General features: G+C 66.6%; 14 protein-coding genes. 5 read left to right on the top strand and 9 right to left on the bottom strand.

What is annotated here, in order from left to right:
* The first annotated feature begins 1 nt into the window (after position 1).
* Both ACFYWY_RS30685 and ACFYWY_RS30680 read left to right on the top strand, forming a co-directional pair.
* On the top strand, positions 2-6,802 hold the full coding sequence (locus ACFYWY_RS30685; protein WP_389192191.1) for a polymorphic toxin-type HINT domain-containing protein: 6,801 nt from the start codon (positions 2-4) through the stop codon (positions 6,800-6,802).
* A gap of 130 nt (positions 6,803-6,932) precedes the next feature.
* Positions 6,933-7,766: a barstar family protein gene (locus ACFYWY_RS30680; RefSeq protein WP_389192188.1), complete on the top strand. Its 834-nt coding sequence runs from the start codon at positions 6,933-6,935 to the stop codon at positions 7,764-7,766.
* Between the two features lie 115 nt (positions 7,767-7,881).
* Here the strand turns inward: ACFYWY_RS30680 and ACFYWY_RS30675 are convergent, their stop codons facing one another.
* From ACFYWY_RS30675 to ACFYWY_RS30660, 4 genes are all read right to left on the bottom strand, one after another.
* Entirely contained in the window at positions 7,882-8,277 is a 396-nt protein-coding gene (locus tag ACFYWY_RS30675) for a hypothetical protein (protein ID WP_389192185.1), read from the bottom strand.
* 114 nt (positions 8,278-8,391) lie between these two features.
* Positions 8,392-9,603 (bottom strand): pyridoxal phosphate-dependent aminotransferase, encoded by a 1,212-nt coding sequence (locus tag ACFYWY_RS30670; protein ID WP_389192182.1) that lies wholly within the window; start codon positions 9,601-9,603, stop codon positions 8,392-8,394.
* 468 nt (positions 9,604-10,071) lie between these two features.
* A complete protein-coding gene (locus ACFYWY_RS30665) occupies positions 10,072-10,503 on the bottom strand; it encodes a protein phosphatase (protein WP_389192179.1) in 432 nt (143 codons plus the stop codon).
* Between the two features lie 25 nt (positions 10,504-10,528).
* Positions 10,529-10,711: a hypothetical protein gene (locus ACFYWY_RS30660; RefSeq protein ID WP_389192176.1), complete on the bottom strand. Its 183-nt coding sequence runs from the start codon at positions 10,709-10,711 to the stop codon at positions 10,529-10,531.
* A 71-nt stretch (positions 10,712-10,782) separates the two neighbouring features.
* Here ACFYWY_RS30660 and ACFYWY_RS30655 point away from each other — a divergent pair, with 71 nt between their 5' ends.
* Positions 10,783-10,917 carry a hypothetical protein gene (locus ACFYWY_RS30655; RefSeq protein ID WP_389192173.1) on the top strand — a complete coding sequence of 45 codons (135 nt, stop codon included), beginning with the start codon at positions 10,783-10,785 and terminating at the stop codon, positions 10,915-10,917.
* An 86-nt stretch (positions 10,918-11,003) separates the two neighbouring features.
* Here ACFYWY_RS30655 and ACFYWY_RS30650 read toward each other — a convergent pair whose 3' ends face one another.
* The 3 genes from ACFYWY_RS30650 to ACFYWY_RS30640 all read right to left on the bottom strand — a co-directional run bounded on the left by ACFYWY_RS30650 (position 11,004) and on the right by ACFYWY_RS30640 (position 12,816).
* On the bottom strand, positions 11,004-11,654 hold the full coding sequence (locus ACFYWY_RS30650; protein ID WP_389192352.1) for a DUF4360 domain-containing protein: 651 nt from the start codon (positions 11,652-11,654) through the stop codon (positions 11,004-11,006).
* A 258-nt stretch (positions 11,655-11,912) separates the two neighbouring features.
* Positions 11,913-12,146, bottom strand: a complete 234-nt coding sequence (locus ACFYWY_RS30645; RefSeq protein WP_389192171.1) for a chaplin — start codon at positions 12,144-12,146, stop codon at positions 11,913-11,915.
* 259 nt (positions 12,147-12,405) lie between these two features.
* Complete coding sequence (locus tag ACFYWY_RS30640; protein WP_389192168.1) at positions 12,406-12,816, bottom strand: rodlin; 411 nt, start codon at positions 12,814-12,816, stop codon at positions 12,406-12,408.
* Between the two features lie 500 nt (positions 12,817-13,316).
* Here ACFYWY_RS30640 and ACFYWY_RS30635 point away from each other — a divergent pair, with 500 nt between their 5' ends.
* Complete coding sequence (locus ACFYWY_RS30635; protein ID WP_389192362.1) at positions 13,317-13,448, top strand: hypothetical protein; 132 nt, start codon at positions 13,317-13,319, stop codon at positions 13,446-13,448.
* A gap of 100 nt (positions 13,449-13,548) precedes the next feature.
* Here ACFYWY_RS30635 and ACFYWY_RS30630 read toward each other — a convergent pair whose 3' ends face one another.
* Complete coding sequence (locus ACFYWY_RS30630; RefSeq protein ID WP_389192165.1) at positions 13,549-13,959, bottom strand: rodlin; 411 nt, start codon at positions 13,957-13,959, stop codon at positions 13,549-13,551.
* Between the two features lie 287 nt (positions 13,960-14,246).
* Here ACFYWY_RS30630 and ACFYWY_RS30625 point away from each other — a divergent pair, with 287 nt between their 5' ends.
* Entirely contained in the window at positions 14,247-14,486 is a 240-nt protein-coding gene (locus ACFYWY_RS30625; RefSeq protein WP_389192162.1) for a chaplin, read from the top strand.
* Positions 14,487-14,633: 147 nt separating this feature from the next.
* Here ACFYWY_RS30625 and ACFYWY_RS30620 read toward each other — a convergent pair whose 3' ends face one another.
* Complete coding sequence (locus ACFYWY_RS30620) at positions 14,634-14,828, bottom strand: hypothetical protein (RefSeq protein WP_389192159.1); 195 nt, start codon at positions 14,826-14,828, stop codon at positions 14,634-14,636.
* Positions 14,829-14,957 lie beyond the last annotated feature (129 nt).

The raw sequence follows: 14,957 nt of genomic DNA, 5'->3' as shown, positions 1-14,957 counted from the left end.
CGTGGCGCTGTCATTGTCGGCCGCTACCGCCCAGGCGATACCGGCGAAACCAGAGGGCGCCAAGCGGCCCGGTGTTCCCGGCAGTTCCGATCCGGCCGAGGGCAAGAACGCCAAGACCAAGCCCCGTCCTGCCGACCCGGCCCGGAAGGCCGCGGCAAGGACCCTGGACCCGGCGCTCTGGCCGCAGGCCGGCAGCACGGAGATCGCGCTCACGGCCCCTGCCGCGCCCGTGAAGGGCGCCAAGTCGGCGGACAGCGGCGCCAAGTCGGCCGACAGCGGCGCCAGGTCCGCCGCAAGGGCCGGGGCGGCGAAGCCCGCCAAGTCCACCGTGGGCGGTCTTCCCGTCACGGTGACCCCGGCCGCGGCGCAGGGCAAGCGCGCCGCGGGCGCGGCCGTCACCCCCTCCAGGGTCAAGGTCACCTCGCTGGGCCAGAAGGCCGCGGCGAAGTGGGGCAGCGCCGCGCTGCTCACCGTGGAGCGCTCCGATGGCGCCAAGGCGGCGGCCCCCGTCGGGCTCTCCCTGGACTACGCCCAGTTCGCCGAGGGCGCGGGCGGCGGATACGGCTCGCGGCTGCAGCTGATCGAGCTGCCCGCGTGCGCCGCGACCCAGCCGCCCGGCAGCAAGGGCTGCCCGGCGACGCCCAAGCGCATTCCCTTCAAGAACGACCCCGCCACCCGGTCCGTGACCGCGCAGGTCTCCGCGGCCCCGGCCGCGGGCGCCCCGGCCGTCTTCGCGGTGGCGGCCGGCGACTCCTCGTCCAAGGGTGACTACAAGGCCACCAGCCTTGCCCCGTCCGCGACTTGGTCGGTGGCGAACTCCTCGGGCGGCTTCTCCTGGAACTACCCGCTGCGCTCAGTCCCGACGCCGGGTGGTCTGACGCCGGAAATGGCTCTCGGCTACTCCTCGCAGTCCGCGGACGGCCGTACGGCAGCCACCAACAACCAGGGCTCCTGGATCGGTGAGGGCTTCGGCTACGAGCCCGGTTACATCGAACGGCGCTACAAGTCCTGCGCCGACGACGGCCAGAAGACGTCGGCCGAACAGTGCTGGGCCTTCGACAACGCCACGATCGTGCTCAACGGCATGTCCGGTGAGCTGATCCAGGACGACAAGACCAAGGAATGGCACCTCGCTTCAGAGAACGGAGCGAAGATCGCCAAGCTCACCGGCGCCGACAACGGTGACAACGACGGTGAGCACTGGAAGCTCACCACCACCGACGGAACCGAGTACTGGTTCGGGCTGAACAAGCTCCCCGGCTGGACCACGGGCAAGGAGACCACTGCCTCCACCTGGACGTCCCCGGTCTTCGGCAACAACTCCGGCGAGCCCTGCTACAACGCGACGTTCACCAGCGCGCACTGCAAGCAGGCCTGGCGGTGGAACCTCGACCACGTCAAGGACACCCACGGCAATGTGATGTCGTACTACTACGGGTCCGAGACCAACCGGTACGCCCTCAACGGCAAGACGGACGTCAACGGCACCGAGTACATCCGCGGCGGGTACCTCAAGCGGATCGACTACGGCCAGCGCGACGGCGGCGTCTACACCACCAAGGCGCCGGCCCGCGTGGTCTTCAGGACCACCGAGCGCTGCCTGCCGACCGATGCCTTCGACTGCGCCGAGTCCAAGTTCACCACCGCCAACGCGGCGCACTGGCCCGACACCCCCGTCGACCGCTTCTGCAAGGCCGCCACCAAGTGCACCGCGCCCCAGTCCTCCCAGACGTTCTGGACGACCAAGCGGCTGACCGGCATCACGACGCAGATGAGCTCCGGCACCGCCGCCGATGCCTATGCCGACGTCGATGCCTGGACGTTCACGCACACCTTCACCGACAACGGTGACGACACCAAGACCCTGTGGCTGAACAAGATCGACCATGAGGGCAGGGGCGGCGGCGGCAGCATCAAGATGCCCTCCGTCGAACTGCAGGGCGTGCACCTCAAGAACCGTGTCGCGAGCGACACGGACAACATCGACGCCATCCACCGCTTCCGCCTGGCCACCGTGCTGAGTGAGACCGGAGCCCAGCTAGACGTCACCTACGGACCGACCGAGTGCGCCGCCTCCGCCCTGCCCAGGCCGGGAGAGTCGAAGAAGCGCTGCTACCCGGTCGTATGGGCCCCGCCGGGGAGCATCGAGCCTCGTACGGACTGGTTCCACAAGTACGTCGTCTCCGAGATCACCGAGACCGACCGCACCGGTGGCGGTGACGACCTCGTCACCCGGTACGACTACCAGGGCGACGCCGGCTGGCGGAAGTCGGAGCCCGACGGAATGACCGAGGACAAGTTCCTCACCTGGAGCCAGTGGCAGGGCTACGGCAAGGTCAAGGTCACCAGCGGCAACGGCCAGTCCATGACGACCCGCATCGACTACACGTACCTGCAGGGACTCGACGGCGACAAGCTGCCGGGCGGCGGCACCCGCCGCGAGGAGGTCACCGACTCCACCGGCACCGAGTACACCGGCCACAAGGAGTACACCGGCTTCCAGATCGAGGCCCAGACCTACAACGGCACCAAGGTCGCGTCCAAGGCGATCACCGAGCCGTGGAAGCACGACACCGCCACCCAGACCAAGACGTGGGCCACCACCAAGGCGACCGTCGTGCAGTCGGACATCTCGCGCGGCTACACCGCGCTGTCCGGCGGCGGCTGGCGCAGCACGAAGGCGGTGTCCACGTTCGACACCTCCAACCGAACCGGCCGGCTGCTGCGGACCGACGACTCCGCGGACCTGTCAACGGCGGCTGATGACACCTGCACCCGTCTGACCTACGCGGACAACCCGGCCAAGAACCTCTACACCCTGCAGTCCCGCACCGAGGTCGTGGCCACCGGCTGCGGCGCCGCCACCGACCGCAGGACGCAGGTCATCGGCGACACCCGCACCCACTATGACGATCTCGCGTTCGGAGCCGCACCCACCAAGGGTGACGAGACCAAGGCCGAGCGGCTGACGTCCCACGACGGCACGACCGGCACCTACCAGGTGACGGGCACGATCACGTACGACGCCTTCGGGCGTCCCACGTCCGAGACGGACGCTGCCGGCTCCTCGGTGCAGACCAAGTACACCGACGTCAACGGACTGATTTCCAAGGTCAGGCTCACCAATCCGCTCGGTCACGCCGCCACCACCGACTTCGCGCCGGCGTGGGGCCTTTCCATCGGCCAGACGGACCCCAACGGCCGCCGTACCGAGGCGTCGCTCGACGCGCTCGGCCGCGTGTCCTCGGTGTGGTTCCCCGACCGGACCAGGACGCAGACCCCGAGCGTCAAGTACACGTACGACGTCCGCCGGGACAAGCCCGTCTCCATCAAGACGGAGAAGATAGAGCACGGTGGCGGCTACGGCGTCGAGTACCAGTTCTACGATGCACTGCTCCGTCCGCGGCAGCTGCAGAGCGAGGGCCCGAACGGAACCCGGCTCGTCGGCGACACGTTCTACGACGGCACCGGCAAGGTCAAAATGGGCAACCAGACCTACAACGCCGTCGGCGCACCCTCGAACGAACTGCTGATCGTCGCCAACGGCGAGACTGGTTCGCAGTTCCGCTACGAGTACGACGGCATGGGCCGCAAGACGGCTGAGATCTTCCAGGTCGCGGGCGTCGAGCAGTGGCGCACGAGCATCGCGTACGGCGGTGACCGCACTCATGTCGACCCGCCCAAGGGCGGCGTCCCTTCCACCACCATCACCAACGCGGCCGGTGCGATGACCGAGCTGCGCCACTACCACGGCGAAAGCCCGGACCCGGACGGCCCGGTCTCCGGATACGACGCCACCAAGTACACCCACACGCCCGCCGGTGACCTGCAGACGGTCACCGACGCCAAGGGCAACGTCTGGCGGTACGAGTACGACCAGCTGAACCGCAAGGTCAAGAGCGTGGACCCGGACACGGGTACCACCACGGTCAAGTACGACGACGTCGACCGGCCCGTGTCCAGCACGGACAACCGCGGCAAGAAGGTCTCCACGGTCTACGACAAGCTGGGCCGCCCGGTCACCACATGGGACGGCGATCCGACCACAGGTACCAAGCTCACCGAGACCAAGTACGACAAGGCGGGCTGGCTCGGCGAGGCGTACGCCTCGCTGCGGTACACCAGCGCGACCGAGTACTTCTCCGCCGTCACGCAGGACATGGACGCGATGTACCGGCCGCTGAAGACCGCGTACACGGTCCCCGCGTCACAGGACAAGCTGGCCGGCACGTACGTCTTCACCACCACCTACAACGCCGACGGTACGGTCAACGGCCAGGGCATGCCGGCCGCGGGCGGGCTCACCGGTGAGGCCATCGCCTTCGGCTACGACGACTTGCAGCGGCCGAAGACGATGACCGGCAAGACGTCCTACGTCACCGACACCGTCTACTCGCCCACCAGCCAGCTCCAGCAGCTCGAACTGTCCACCGGCAGCGGCAGGAAGAACTGGCAGACCTTCCACTACGAGAAGGGCACCGACCGCCTCAAGCGCTCGGTCGTCGACATCGAAGGTGTCACCGGACCGGCCAAGAAGGCCGAATACTCCTACGACCAGTCCGGCAATGTGCTGTCCATCGCGGACTCGGCCGGCGCATCGCCCGACGTGCAGTGCTTCGCGTACGACAGTGGCAAGCGCCTCTCCGAAGCGTGGACTCCGGCCGCCACCGTGGCGACCGCGACCGGATCGGGAACCGTCGGCAGCAAGCTCGACGCCTCGTCCCCGTCCGCCTGTGCCACGGCTCCCGGCACGTCCGCAGTGGGCGGCCCCGCCCCCTACTGGACGTCCTACGAGACGGACGCAATCGGCAACCGCACCAAGGAGGTCCGCCACGACACCGGCCTGAACGCGGCCAAGGACGTCACGCGCACCTTCACCTACGGTGAGGGCCCTGCCGGTCCGCACGCCGTCACCAAGGTCGTCGAGAACACTCCCACGGGCGACAAGCAGTCGACCTATGGCTACGACGACGCCGGCAACACCGACGAGCGGACCCTGGGCGGAGACACCCAGAGACTCGGCTGGAACGCCGAGGGCAAGCTCGCCAAGACGACGGAGGCCGACGGAAAGACCACGGACTACCTCTACGACGCGGACGGCAACCGGCTCACCCGCTCGGACGCCACCGGTACCACCGTCTACCTCCCCGGCCTGGAACTCCGCCAGGCCAAGGGCAGCACGGCCGTCGAAGCGACCCGTTACTACAGCTTCGCGGGCAAGACGGTCGCCATGCGGACGGACAACGGCGACCTCTCATTCCTCGCCGCCGACCACCACGGCACCAACGAACTGTCCGTCAACGCCACAACAGGCGCCGTCTCCCAGCGGCGCCTTGACCCCTACGGCGTCGAGCGCGCCGAGCCGACCGGCCCCTGGACCAGTGAAAAGGGCTTCGTCGGCGGTGACATCGACGCTCAGACAGGCCTGACAAACGTCGGGGCCCGCCAATACGACCCGGGCCTGGGCAAGTTCATCTCACCCGACCCGATCATCGATTTCACCCAGCCGCAGCAGGTCAACGGCTACGCCTACGGCAACAACAGCCCGGTCACGCTGTCCGACCCGAGCGGGCTCTGGATCTCCATTCCCAAGCTGTTCCAGTGGGCGATGAACTACTTCAAGAAGTACTCGTCCAGCCACGCGGTCAGCAGTGCCGAGCAAGAACTGGGCCAGGCCGAGGCGAACTACAGCAAGACGAAGCAGAGGGTCAAGAAAGCAGCCGACGCGCTCACCGAAATCGCCAAGGAAGAGCTCGGGATCAACGCCGCTCTCGACTGCTTCTCCTCAGGCGACCTGGGGGCCTGCGGCGAGACCGCGCTCAATGTCGCCACCATGCTCATCGGCGGCCTGCCCGCCAAGCTGATCAAGAAGTACGGATGGCGGCTGGACAAGGCCTGGGACCTCGGTAAGACGATCACGGGTCACCTCGACGAGCTGATCAGCGGCGCGATGAAGGCCTGGGACGAGTCCTCCAAGGTCCAGAAGGCAAAGGACAAGCTGGAGAAGGCCAAGGCAGCGCTGAAGAAGCAGGGCGAATCCTGCGATGTCTCGCACAGCTTCCTACCAGCGACACCGATCCTCCTCGCAGACGGTTCGAGTAAACCGATCGAAGAGATCGAGCTCGGCGACAAGATCATCGCCACCGATCCCGAGACCGGCGAAACGGTGGCTCGTGAGGTCGTCGGCACGATTGTCACGGAGGACGACAAGCAGTTCGTCGACCTGACGATCAAGGCCGAGGGCGAACAGGCGGCTGCCCTCATCTCCACAACGACCCACCCGTTCTGGGTGGAGTCCGAGGGTGCGTGGGTCGCGGCCGGCGACCTTGAACCGGGGATGGAACTCCGCACCCCGCAAGGCGCCACCGCCACAGTCGTCGGCTCCCGTGACTTCGAGCAGCGTCAGCGGACGCACGATCTCACGGTCAGCGGCATCCACACGTACTACGTCGTCGCGGAGCAGACTCCGGTACTGGTCCACAACTGCCCCAAGAAGGTTCCGAACGGTCCGAGGCCGAAGCCCATTCCGAAGGAGGTCAAGTACCACTTCAAGGCCATCCGTGACGGTAACGGCATCCCACAGATCGATACGTCGACCGGCCTTCAGAAGATATTCCGAGGAAGTAAGCCGACCCAGCGGGAGTGGAAGGGCGCGAAGGAATTCGTCGTTCCGACGAACAAGCCGGGTAACGAAGTGAGAATCCTGCGCTTCGACAACGGCACCATGGGATGGTCGGACAACCATTATCGGACCATCCAGAACTTCCCGATGTCGTGGTATCCCAAGCTCAGAAAGCCCTGACTGGGCCACCAAATAGCTGAATGAAGGGTGCTGGGCCCCGCACGAGGCGTGCGGGGCCCGGCGCATGTCCTTCCTGTAGGATAAAAGCGCGACCGATTTCTGTCTCAATGAAACAAGAGGTGGCAGCCTAATGGAGTGTCGGGAAGCCAGGGTTAGGTTTGCTGTTTCCGCCGATGACGAAGATGATTCTCATCTCGGCAGCCCCCTTGATATTGAAGGCCTCTATACGGGCTCCTACGGCGCACTGGAAGAATTCAGCTACGTGGAGCCGGAAGTGCGTATGTCCTGTCTCCGGCTGTTGGGTCTGAACCCTTCGGACCAGCTGGTCGAATCCTGGTTCCGCAGGGAATCCACCGGCATTGACCTGGGAAATATCTGGATCAATATTCTAGATCCGACGGGGCGGGTGATCGGGGCCTACCTTGCCGGTTCCGCCGAGCTTGACGCCTGCGTGGTGAAGGACGACGGTTCGATCGATGCAGAGGTGCACTGCTGTTTCACGACAGAACCTCACGCCGGAGCCGGAGATATCTGGGAATCTTGGGCGATCTCCCCGCCTGTGTCGAAGAATGATTGGGCAGGAATTCCACCGGGCCGGAGAGAGGCATGGGTTGAAGTGGCGGGAAGATACGGCTGGACGGTCGAGGCGAAAGACGCCCGCCGCCCGGTCTCCGGCCCTTATGTTCTCGAAGGTGAGAACATCCAGGATCTCGCCAGTTTCTACTGTGCCATTGGTGAGGCGATCAACGGACCCGGTGGATACTACGGATCGAATCTAGCCGCTCTCGATGACTGCCTTTCTGGCGCTCTGGGGCAGGCGGCTCCATTCTCGCTTGAATGGCATGATTTCGATACCGCGCGGGAGGCGCTGGGGATGCTGGAAACCCACGTCCCGGGAAAATCCGTGCTCGACTTGATTCTGGAGTGTCTCGTGCACCGCAGGGTGGAAATCGCGCGCCGGTAAGCACCGGAGGCCCACCGAAGAAGTCTTCGGTGGGCCCCTCTTGCGTACGGGTCCTTGCGCGCAGGGAAAGGTGGCACCCGGTCCGCGCGCCTCCGCGGCCCGCGAACCGGGGCCGTCAGTGGGCGCCGACCAGGCGGGGTTCGGCCAGGGCGGCGGTGTGCGCGTCCATCCGCTCGGCGGAGAGGATCGCGGCGGCGGTGTCGGCGCGGGATGCGGCGACGACGAGGGCGCGGCCCGCGAGGGCGAGTGCCCGGCGGTGCAGGGACGCGGGGTCCGCGCCGCTCAGGCCCGCGTGGCGGACGGGCGGCGTGCCTCGGAGACGGGCGACCTGGGCCGCGATGCTGTCGGCGGCCGCGTCGAGACCGAGTTCGTCGGTGACGGCGAGCAGCGCGGAGAGATGACCGGCGAGCTGGATATCCAGCTCTTCCTCGCGGGTGCGGTGCGGGTACTGGGCGTCGTCGGCCATCGCGTGGACGGACCCACGACGTTGCGTGCGGATCGGCTCGTACATGGGGATGGCCTCCTGCTCACTGTCAGGAGACCATCCTAGCTTAGATTCTGTCTAAAGTTGAGTCCGGTCGGGACTCTTTGCCGAGGCCATACCCGGGGCCCGCTCAGGGTCCGGTCAGGGCTGGCTGTAGCCGTCCAGGAAGTTCCCGATCCGCGTCACCGCGTCCGCCAGATCCTTCGCCGCCGGCAGCGTCACGATCCGGAAGTGATCCGGCTCCGGCCAGTTGAAGCCCGTACCGTGCACGACCATGATCTTCTCGGTGCGCAGCAGGTCGAGCACCATCTGCCGGTCGTCCTTGACCTTGTAGACCTTGGGGTCGAGCCGCGGGAACAGATACAGCGCGCCCTTCGGCTTGACGCAGGTCACGCCCGGGATCTGGGTGAGCAGGTCGTACGCGACGTCCCGCTGCTCCAGGATCCGCCCGCCCGGCAGGACGAGGTCCTCGATCGACTGCCGGCCGCCGAGCGCCGTGGCCACCGCGTGCTGCGAGGGCATATTGGCGCAGAGCCGCATATTGGCCAGGATCGTCAGCCCCTCGATGTACGAGGAGGCGTGCGCCTTCGGACCGCAGACCGCCATCCAGCCGGAGCGGTAGCCCGCCACCCGGTAGTTCTTGGAGAGCCCGTTGAAGGTCAGGACCATCAGGTCCGGGGCGACCGCGGCGGTCGGGGTGTGCGTGGCTCCGTCGTAGAGGATCTTGTCGTAGATCTCGTCGGAGCAGACGATCAGGTTGTGCCGGCGGGCGATGTCCGTCAGCGAGCGCAGCATCTCGTCGTCGTAGACAGCACCGGTCGGGTTGTTCGGGTTGATGATCACGATCGCGCGGGTGCGGTCGGTGATCTTCCGCTCGATGTCCGCGAGGTCCGGCATCCAGTCCGACTGCTCGTCACAGCGGTAGTGCACGGCCGTACCGCCGGCCAGCGACACCGAGGCCGTCCACAGCGGATAGTCCGGCGCCGGTACGAGCACCTCGTCGCCGTCGTCGAGCAGCGCCTGCATCGACATCTGGATCAGCTCGGAGACGCCGTTGCCGAGGTAGATGTCCTCGACGTCCAGGTCGATGCTCTTGGTCTGGTAGTGCTGCATCACGGCGCGGCGCGCGGACAACAGCCCCTTCGCGTCGCCGTAGCCGTGTGCGCCGCCGAGATTGCGGAGGACGTCCTCGAGGATCTCGGGCGGGCACTCGAAGCCGAAGGCCGCGGGGTTGCCGGTGTTGAGCTTGAGGATGCGATGCCCTGCTGCCTCCAGCCGCATTGCCTCCTCGAGGACCGGGCCCCGGATTTCGTAACAGACGTTTGCGAGCTTCGTCGACTGGATCACCTGCATGTCGGTGAGCTTACGGGCGCGCAAAGGTGATCGCTTCCTGTTTTGGACCCCGCGGCGGCCCGGGAGCGGCCACGAGCGCGTGGCGTGAATGTCCGGTTTGGTACTTCGGCCGGTCAGGACGGCGCGTTCCCTTCGAAAGGGGCGGCGGGACGGTACGTACACCTGCGGTTTGCGTTGCGGGCGCGGGCAGAGGACGGCGCGATGTTGTTCTGGTCACCTCGTGGTCAGTGGTGCGGCCTGCCGTGGCGCCATGACTCTGCTGAGTTTTGACCGCTACTGCGCCGAAATCGTCATGCAGAGCGACCTGTTGAGATCCGCCGTCGACGGCGCGGACCTGACGGCCCCGGTGCCCTCTGTCCTACCGGCGGCGGCCCGCGCGGAGCGAGCGCATCGAGATCCTGGGCGATGCGGAGCTGCTCGACTTCTGGCTGGAGCGGGTCGGATTCGGGTGACCGGCGGTTCTTCCGGTCACCCGGCGAATCGGCGGACGTAGCGCTTCTGCCAGGGGGTCTCGACGGCGCGTGCGTCGTAGTTCTGCCGTACGAACTCCACGGCCCGGTCGGCAGGCACCCCGTCGAGCACGGCGATACAGGCAAGCGCCGTGCCGGTGCGCCCGCGGCCGCCGCCGCAGGCGATCTCGACGCGCCCGTCGGCGGCGCGCTGCCACGCCTCGCAGAGGACGGCCCTGGCGTCGGCGTGGCTGCCGGGCAGCCAGAAGTCCGGCCAGCGCAGCCATCGGACTTCCCAGGGGACCTCGGGCGGCTGCTTGCCGAGCAGATGGACGGCGTACGTGGGCGTCGGACCGGGCGGGAGCGGGCGGCGCAGGCCGCGCCCCCGGACGAGGCGTCCGGAGGGCAGGCGCAGGACGCCGGGGTCGGTGGGCTGCCAGGTCTCGGTCATGGGCACACAGTAGGGGCGGTGTGCCTCATCCCAGGTATCCGTGGAGGAACGTGCGTACCCCGGCGGTCGCGATCTCGTCCCGCTCCTTGTCCGTGAGGACGAGCCGTGGCCGGGACGGTTCGGCGACGGAGACCAGCACCAGAAAGTGAATGGTCGCGCGGTCGGCGTCCTCGATGCGCGGCAGTCCACGCTCCGCCGGCCAGCACAAGGCGGCCGGATTCGTCAGCTACGCGATCAATGGCGGCAGCCGCGCTGTCGAGCAACTGCGCCAGGTGGCAAGTGAGTTGCCCGGCGGACCCGGCCGACCCCGGCGTGTGCGAGCCGGCCGAGCACCATGAGCCGGCGCTGCACGAGATGCTCGACGAGCTCATCGCCTGGTCGGCAGCGCTCGCCCCGCTGCGCGTGGCGGCGTAGCGACGGGGGTGTGGCCGAGGGGGCGTACCCGCCCCGTGCCGCGCACGCCCCGGCCGCCGGGAAGGCAGCCGGGGCGCAGCGTTCGCTCAGGACTCCTCGCATTCCTTCCATGCGAGCCGGTAGATGGTGTTGATCTCACCGTCCGTCGAGTCCATCGTCATGAAGCTCGTCGTTTTCTTCGGATCCGAGGTTCCGGCATTGACCCGTACTTCGGTGTTGATGTTGAAGTTACGTTTCACCCCGCACGGCGCCCACACCATCTGACCCCATTCCGTGGAGTCGGTCGCCTGCCAGTTGTCGTCGATCGGGCCCTTGAAGGGGTGATTTCTCGCCGCCGTGTCCGGCGAGCCCTGGAAGTAGTACGACGCTTTCTGGACGGCAGTGGCGCCGGGCTGCAGGCTTGCGAAGCCGCGGTAGTCGGCGCTGGCGATCGCGTACGTGAAGCCCTGCGGGACGTGCACAACGAGGTTGAGCTGACAGTTCTTCCGGTAGTCGGTCGGCCCTGCGCCCACGCCGACCTTCGCGAGGTACTCGCTGTACGTCACGGTGAAGGCGGTGTTGTCCCCGGACACGGCCACCGCGGCGGTCCCCGGGCGACACCCCGATCCGTTCACCGTCGCGATGTCGATCGTGATTTTGTCCGGGGGCGCGATGCTGACTGCGGAAGCGTCTTGCGCTGCAAGCAGCGAAGCAAGAAATGCCGCTGTCGCGCCGCCCGCAATAAGTGTACGAGACATGATTCTCCCATCGGGGAAATGTGAGGGGTTCACCCGGAGACAGCCCAAAGAAGTGCATGGGCATGTCAACTCTTCAAATAGTTCTGAGTGCTTCTCGAAGAGCCGGATCGATGGGAATGGTAGGGACCGGCGCGGGGGTTGAACAGAGCCGTTATCGGCCGCGGTCGAGTGGGCCTGAAGTAGCCGGAAGACCCCGGAGAGCACTGCGATGCTCTCCGGGGTCTTGTGCCACTGGGCCCTGTGCGGGCTGCTGGGCTGTCAGGCGGTGCTGCAGGCGTTGCCGAAGGTAGGGTTGAGCAGGCCAATAACGCTGGCGGTGTTGCCGCAGGCGTTGACCGGAACGTGAAGCGGAACCAAAATCACGTTGCCGGAGAGAACGCCCGGAGAGCCGACAGCGGCACCCTGGGCACCCGCGTCGGCCATGGCGGGCGCGGCGCCGCCCAGGGCCATGATGACGCCCGCGGCGACGGTTGCGACCTTCTTGTGCTTCATTTCGATCCTTTCGGCAGCGGTGTAATGCGCAGGCGCGACCTTCGCGCTGCGCAGCCAGTTTCCTGTGGAACACCTCTGCGCACTTGTAACGAATGGATTCCCATGAAGAAACCTCTACAAGGCTGCGAGTCCGGAAAGTCACTCGTATGCAGCACGTGTAATTTGTCGAACTGTCGAGAGGATTCTCCAGGGTGGTGAATCAGTGGCTCAAGGTGCGTATTTGCATTTGCCGAAACGTCTGACGCACCGAGCATGAGTACTACTGGTTCTGCGTTCCGTTACCCGACAGGACGGGGATGTTGCTGAGGATGTGCGACAGCGGCTCGTCACCCTTGACCTGGGTGGAGTTCTCGGCGCACTGCTGGTTCTGCGGGGCCGAGAGGACGGGGATGTCCTGGGCCGAGATCGGTACGACGCCGACGAGGGAGCCGACGTCGGCCTTGGCGGGAAGGCCGACGCAGGGCTTGTTCAGCGAGCCCTGGACGAGGCCGATCTGCGGGCTCATCACACCGCTGGTGCTGGAGTTGCCGTAGCTCTGAAGGGCGTTGTTGCCGCTGGTCGACGTGGTGCCCCCGTCGTCGCCGATTGCCATGGCCTGCGGTGCCATCGCCGCGCCGACGCCGACCATTGAAGCGGTAACCATCGCGGCGGTCAGAATCCTCTTGATCACTGTTTGTCCCTCTTCGCTTTGAACGACCGATCGTGGAGCAGGCTGATCAACCGGGTCCTGACGAGTTTGGTTCCGTGCCTTCACCCGAATGTCGTAGCGCCGTCGGCACGCCCCTGCGCGATATCGGCGGAGGGTCTTGCGGCCCTCCGCCGATGATGCGGACCGTCCCGCCCAGGTATGCCATGCCAGATAGGAAGCACGGCCGCCCCACGGCGCATGCGCCGTCGGCTGGAGGCGTGCACCCGGAGCGGATAACATGCACGGTCTGCGCGTTCATTTCACCATGGCTCAATGATCTACAGGGTCCGGTTTCATCCGTTTGCCGAATGGATTTTGGCGGGCATTCGCCATTCTGGATGGAGGCACAGTCAGGCCCCCAGTTCGCTATCGGAGCGGTGAAACCATATGACGATTACGGCGACCGGCGGACGGGTGTCCGTCGGCCATGGGAGAAGGCGACGGGCTTTCGAGAGAGAAGTCGGCGGCAGTCGTGGGTTCGCGTGGCTTCTGGTGATCACGGGTGCGGCCGGAGCAAGGGGCTGCTGGAGTTCCACTGGATGCCGCCGGTCCTGTGGACCGGCATCATCGGGATGCTCATCCTGACCCGCTGGTGGGACTTCTGGACCGGCTGACCCGGACAGAGGCGTACGCAGAGACGTATGACAGAGACGCAACCGGACACAGCGAAGTCCCCGGCAACCGGCGCCGGGGACTTCGGTCTGCTGCTCGGGCTCAGCTGTTGCCCTCGCCGTTGCCCGAAAGCACGGGGATGTTGCTGAGGACGTGCGACAGCGGCTCGTCACCCTTGACCTGGGTGGAGTTCTCGCTGCACTGCTGGTTCTGCGGGGCCGAGAGGACCGGGATGTCCTGGGCCGAGATCGGTACGACGCCGACGAGGGAGCCGACGTCGGCCTTGGCGGGAAGACCCACACAGGGCTTGTTGAGCGAGCCCTGGATGAGGCCGATCTGCGGGCTCATGTCCCCGAAGGTCTCGGAGTTGCCATACATCTGCACGGCGTCGTTTCCGCTCTGCGACGTCGTACCGCCGTCGTCGCCGATGGCCATGGCCTGCGGCGCCATCGTCGCTCCCGCGGCCGCCACGGAAAGGGTAAGTGCCGCAGTGGTCATAACCTTCTTGAGCATGTTCCGTCCTTCTGTTGCATGGTCGCGTGGTCGCGTCGATGCCCGCTACTGGAGCGCCCTGGAGAACTACTGACTCGGGACATTGGTTCTCCGGGGTTGTCCGGGTTCACCCAAATGGCCCGTACCGCGCCGGGGCGGCGAGTGGATCACACATTGCGTTGCTACTAAGGGCGTTGGGCCGAACAGGGGGTACCGGCGTCGTGGGCCGTGTCATCTCCGGGGGGCAATCCGTTGCGATTCCTGTGAGCCCTATGTCGGGCAAAACATCGAACAGAAGGTGCTATCCCATGAATTCTGTCAAGAAGGCCGCTTTCGTTCTGGCCACCGCCGGTCTCGCTGCCGGATCCGCTGCCGGATCCGCCTTCGCCGACGCCGGTGCGGAGGCCGTCGCCCAGAGCTCACCGGGTGTGCTGTCCGGCAACGTGGCGGAGCTCCCGGTGCACCTGCCGGCCAACGTGTCGGGCAACAGCGTCAACGTCATCGGCCTGCTCAACCCGGCCTTCGGCAACGTCGCGGCCAACGGCTGACCGCGCTTCGCATCGGGGTGGTGTCATCGGTATCTGCCGGTGGCACCACCCCTGCATTGTGTCCCTGACCTGGACCCGCAGAACGGCAGGGGGTGCAGCCGCCGATGGCTGCACCCCCTGCCGAACGCGCTCTCCCAGAAGGCCGGTTCAGCCGCCCAGTTCGACGCCACCCAGCAGCGGGGCGACTTCGCCGACCGTCTCGAGGGTCTGCTGCGGGGCGGCGCCCTTGACGTTGTTGAGGTCGGTCGCGGTGTCGGCGACCGAGTTCACCGCGGAACGCCCGTCGGTCAGATCGAGGGCAGGCGCCGAGCCGAGGGTCTCAAGGCCACCGTTGAGGCTCATGGGAGGCATGGGCGTCGTACTGGCGGCGAAGGCGGGAGACCCCCCATCGCCACGACGGAACCGGCAACGATTGCGGCAACCCGCGAGTACTTCATCTTTTCGCATCCCTTTCCCCGGCCGCGTTCGTCG

Source organism: Streptomyces sp. NPDC002870 (assembly GCF_042888505.1).
In the GTDB taxonomy this organism is placed as follows: domain Bacteria; phylum Actinomycetota; class Actinomycetes; order Streptomycetales; family Streptomycetaceae; genus Streptomyces.
The sequence above is the reverse complement of the archived record's forward strand: the minus strand, read 5'-3'. Positions and strand labels throughout refer to the sequence as shown.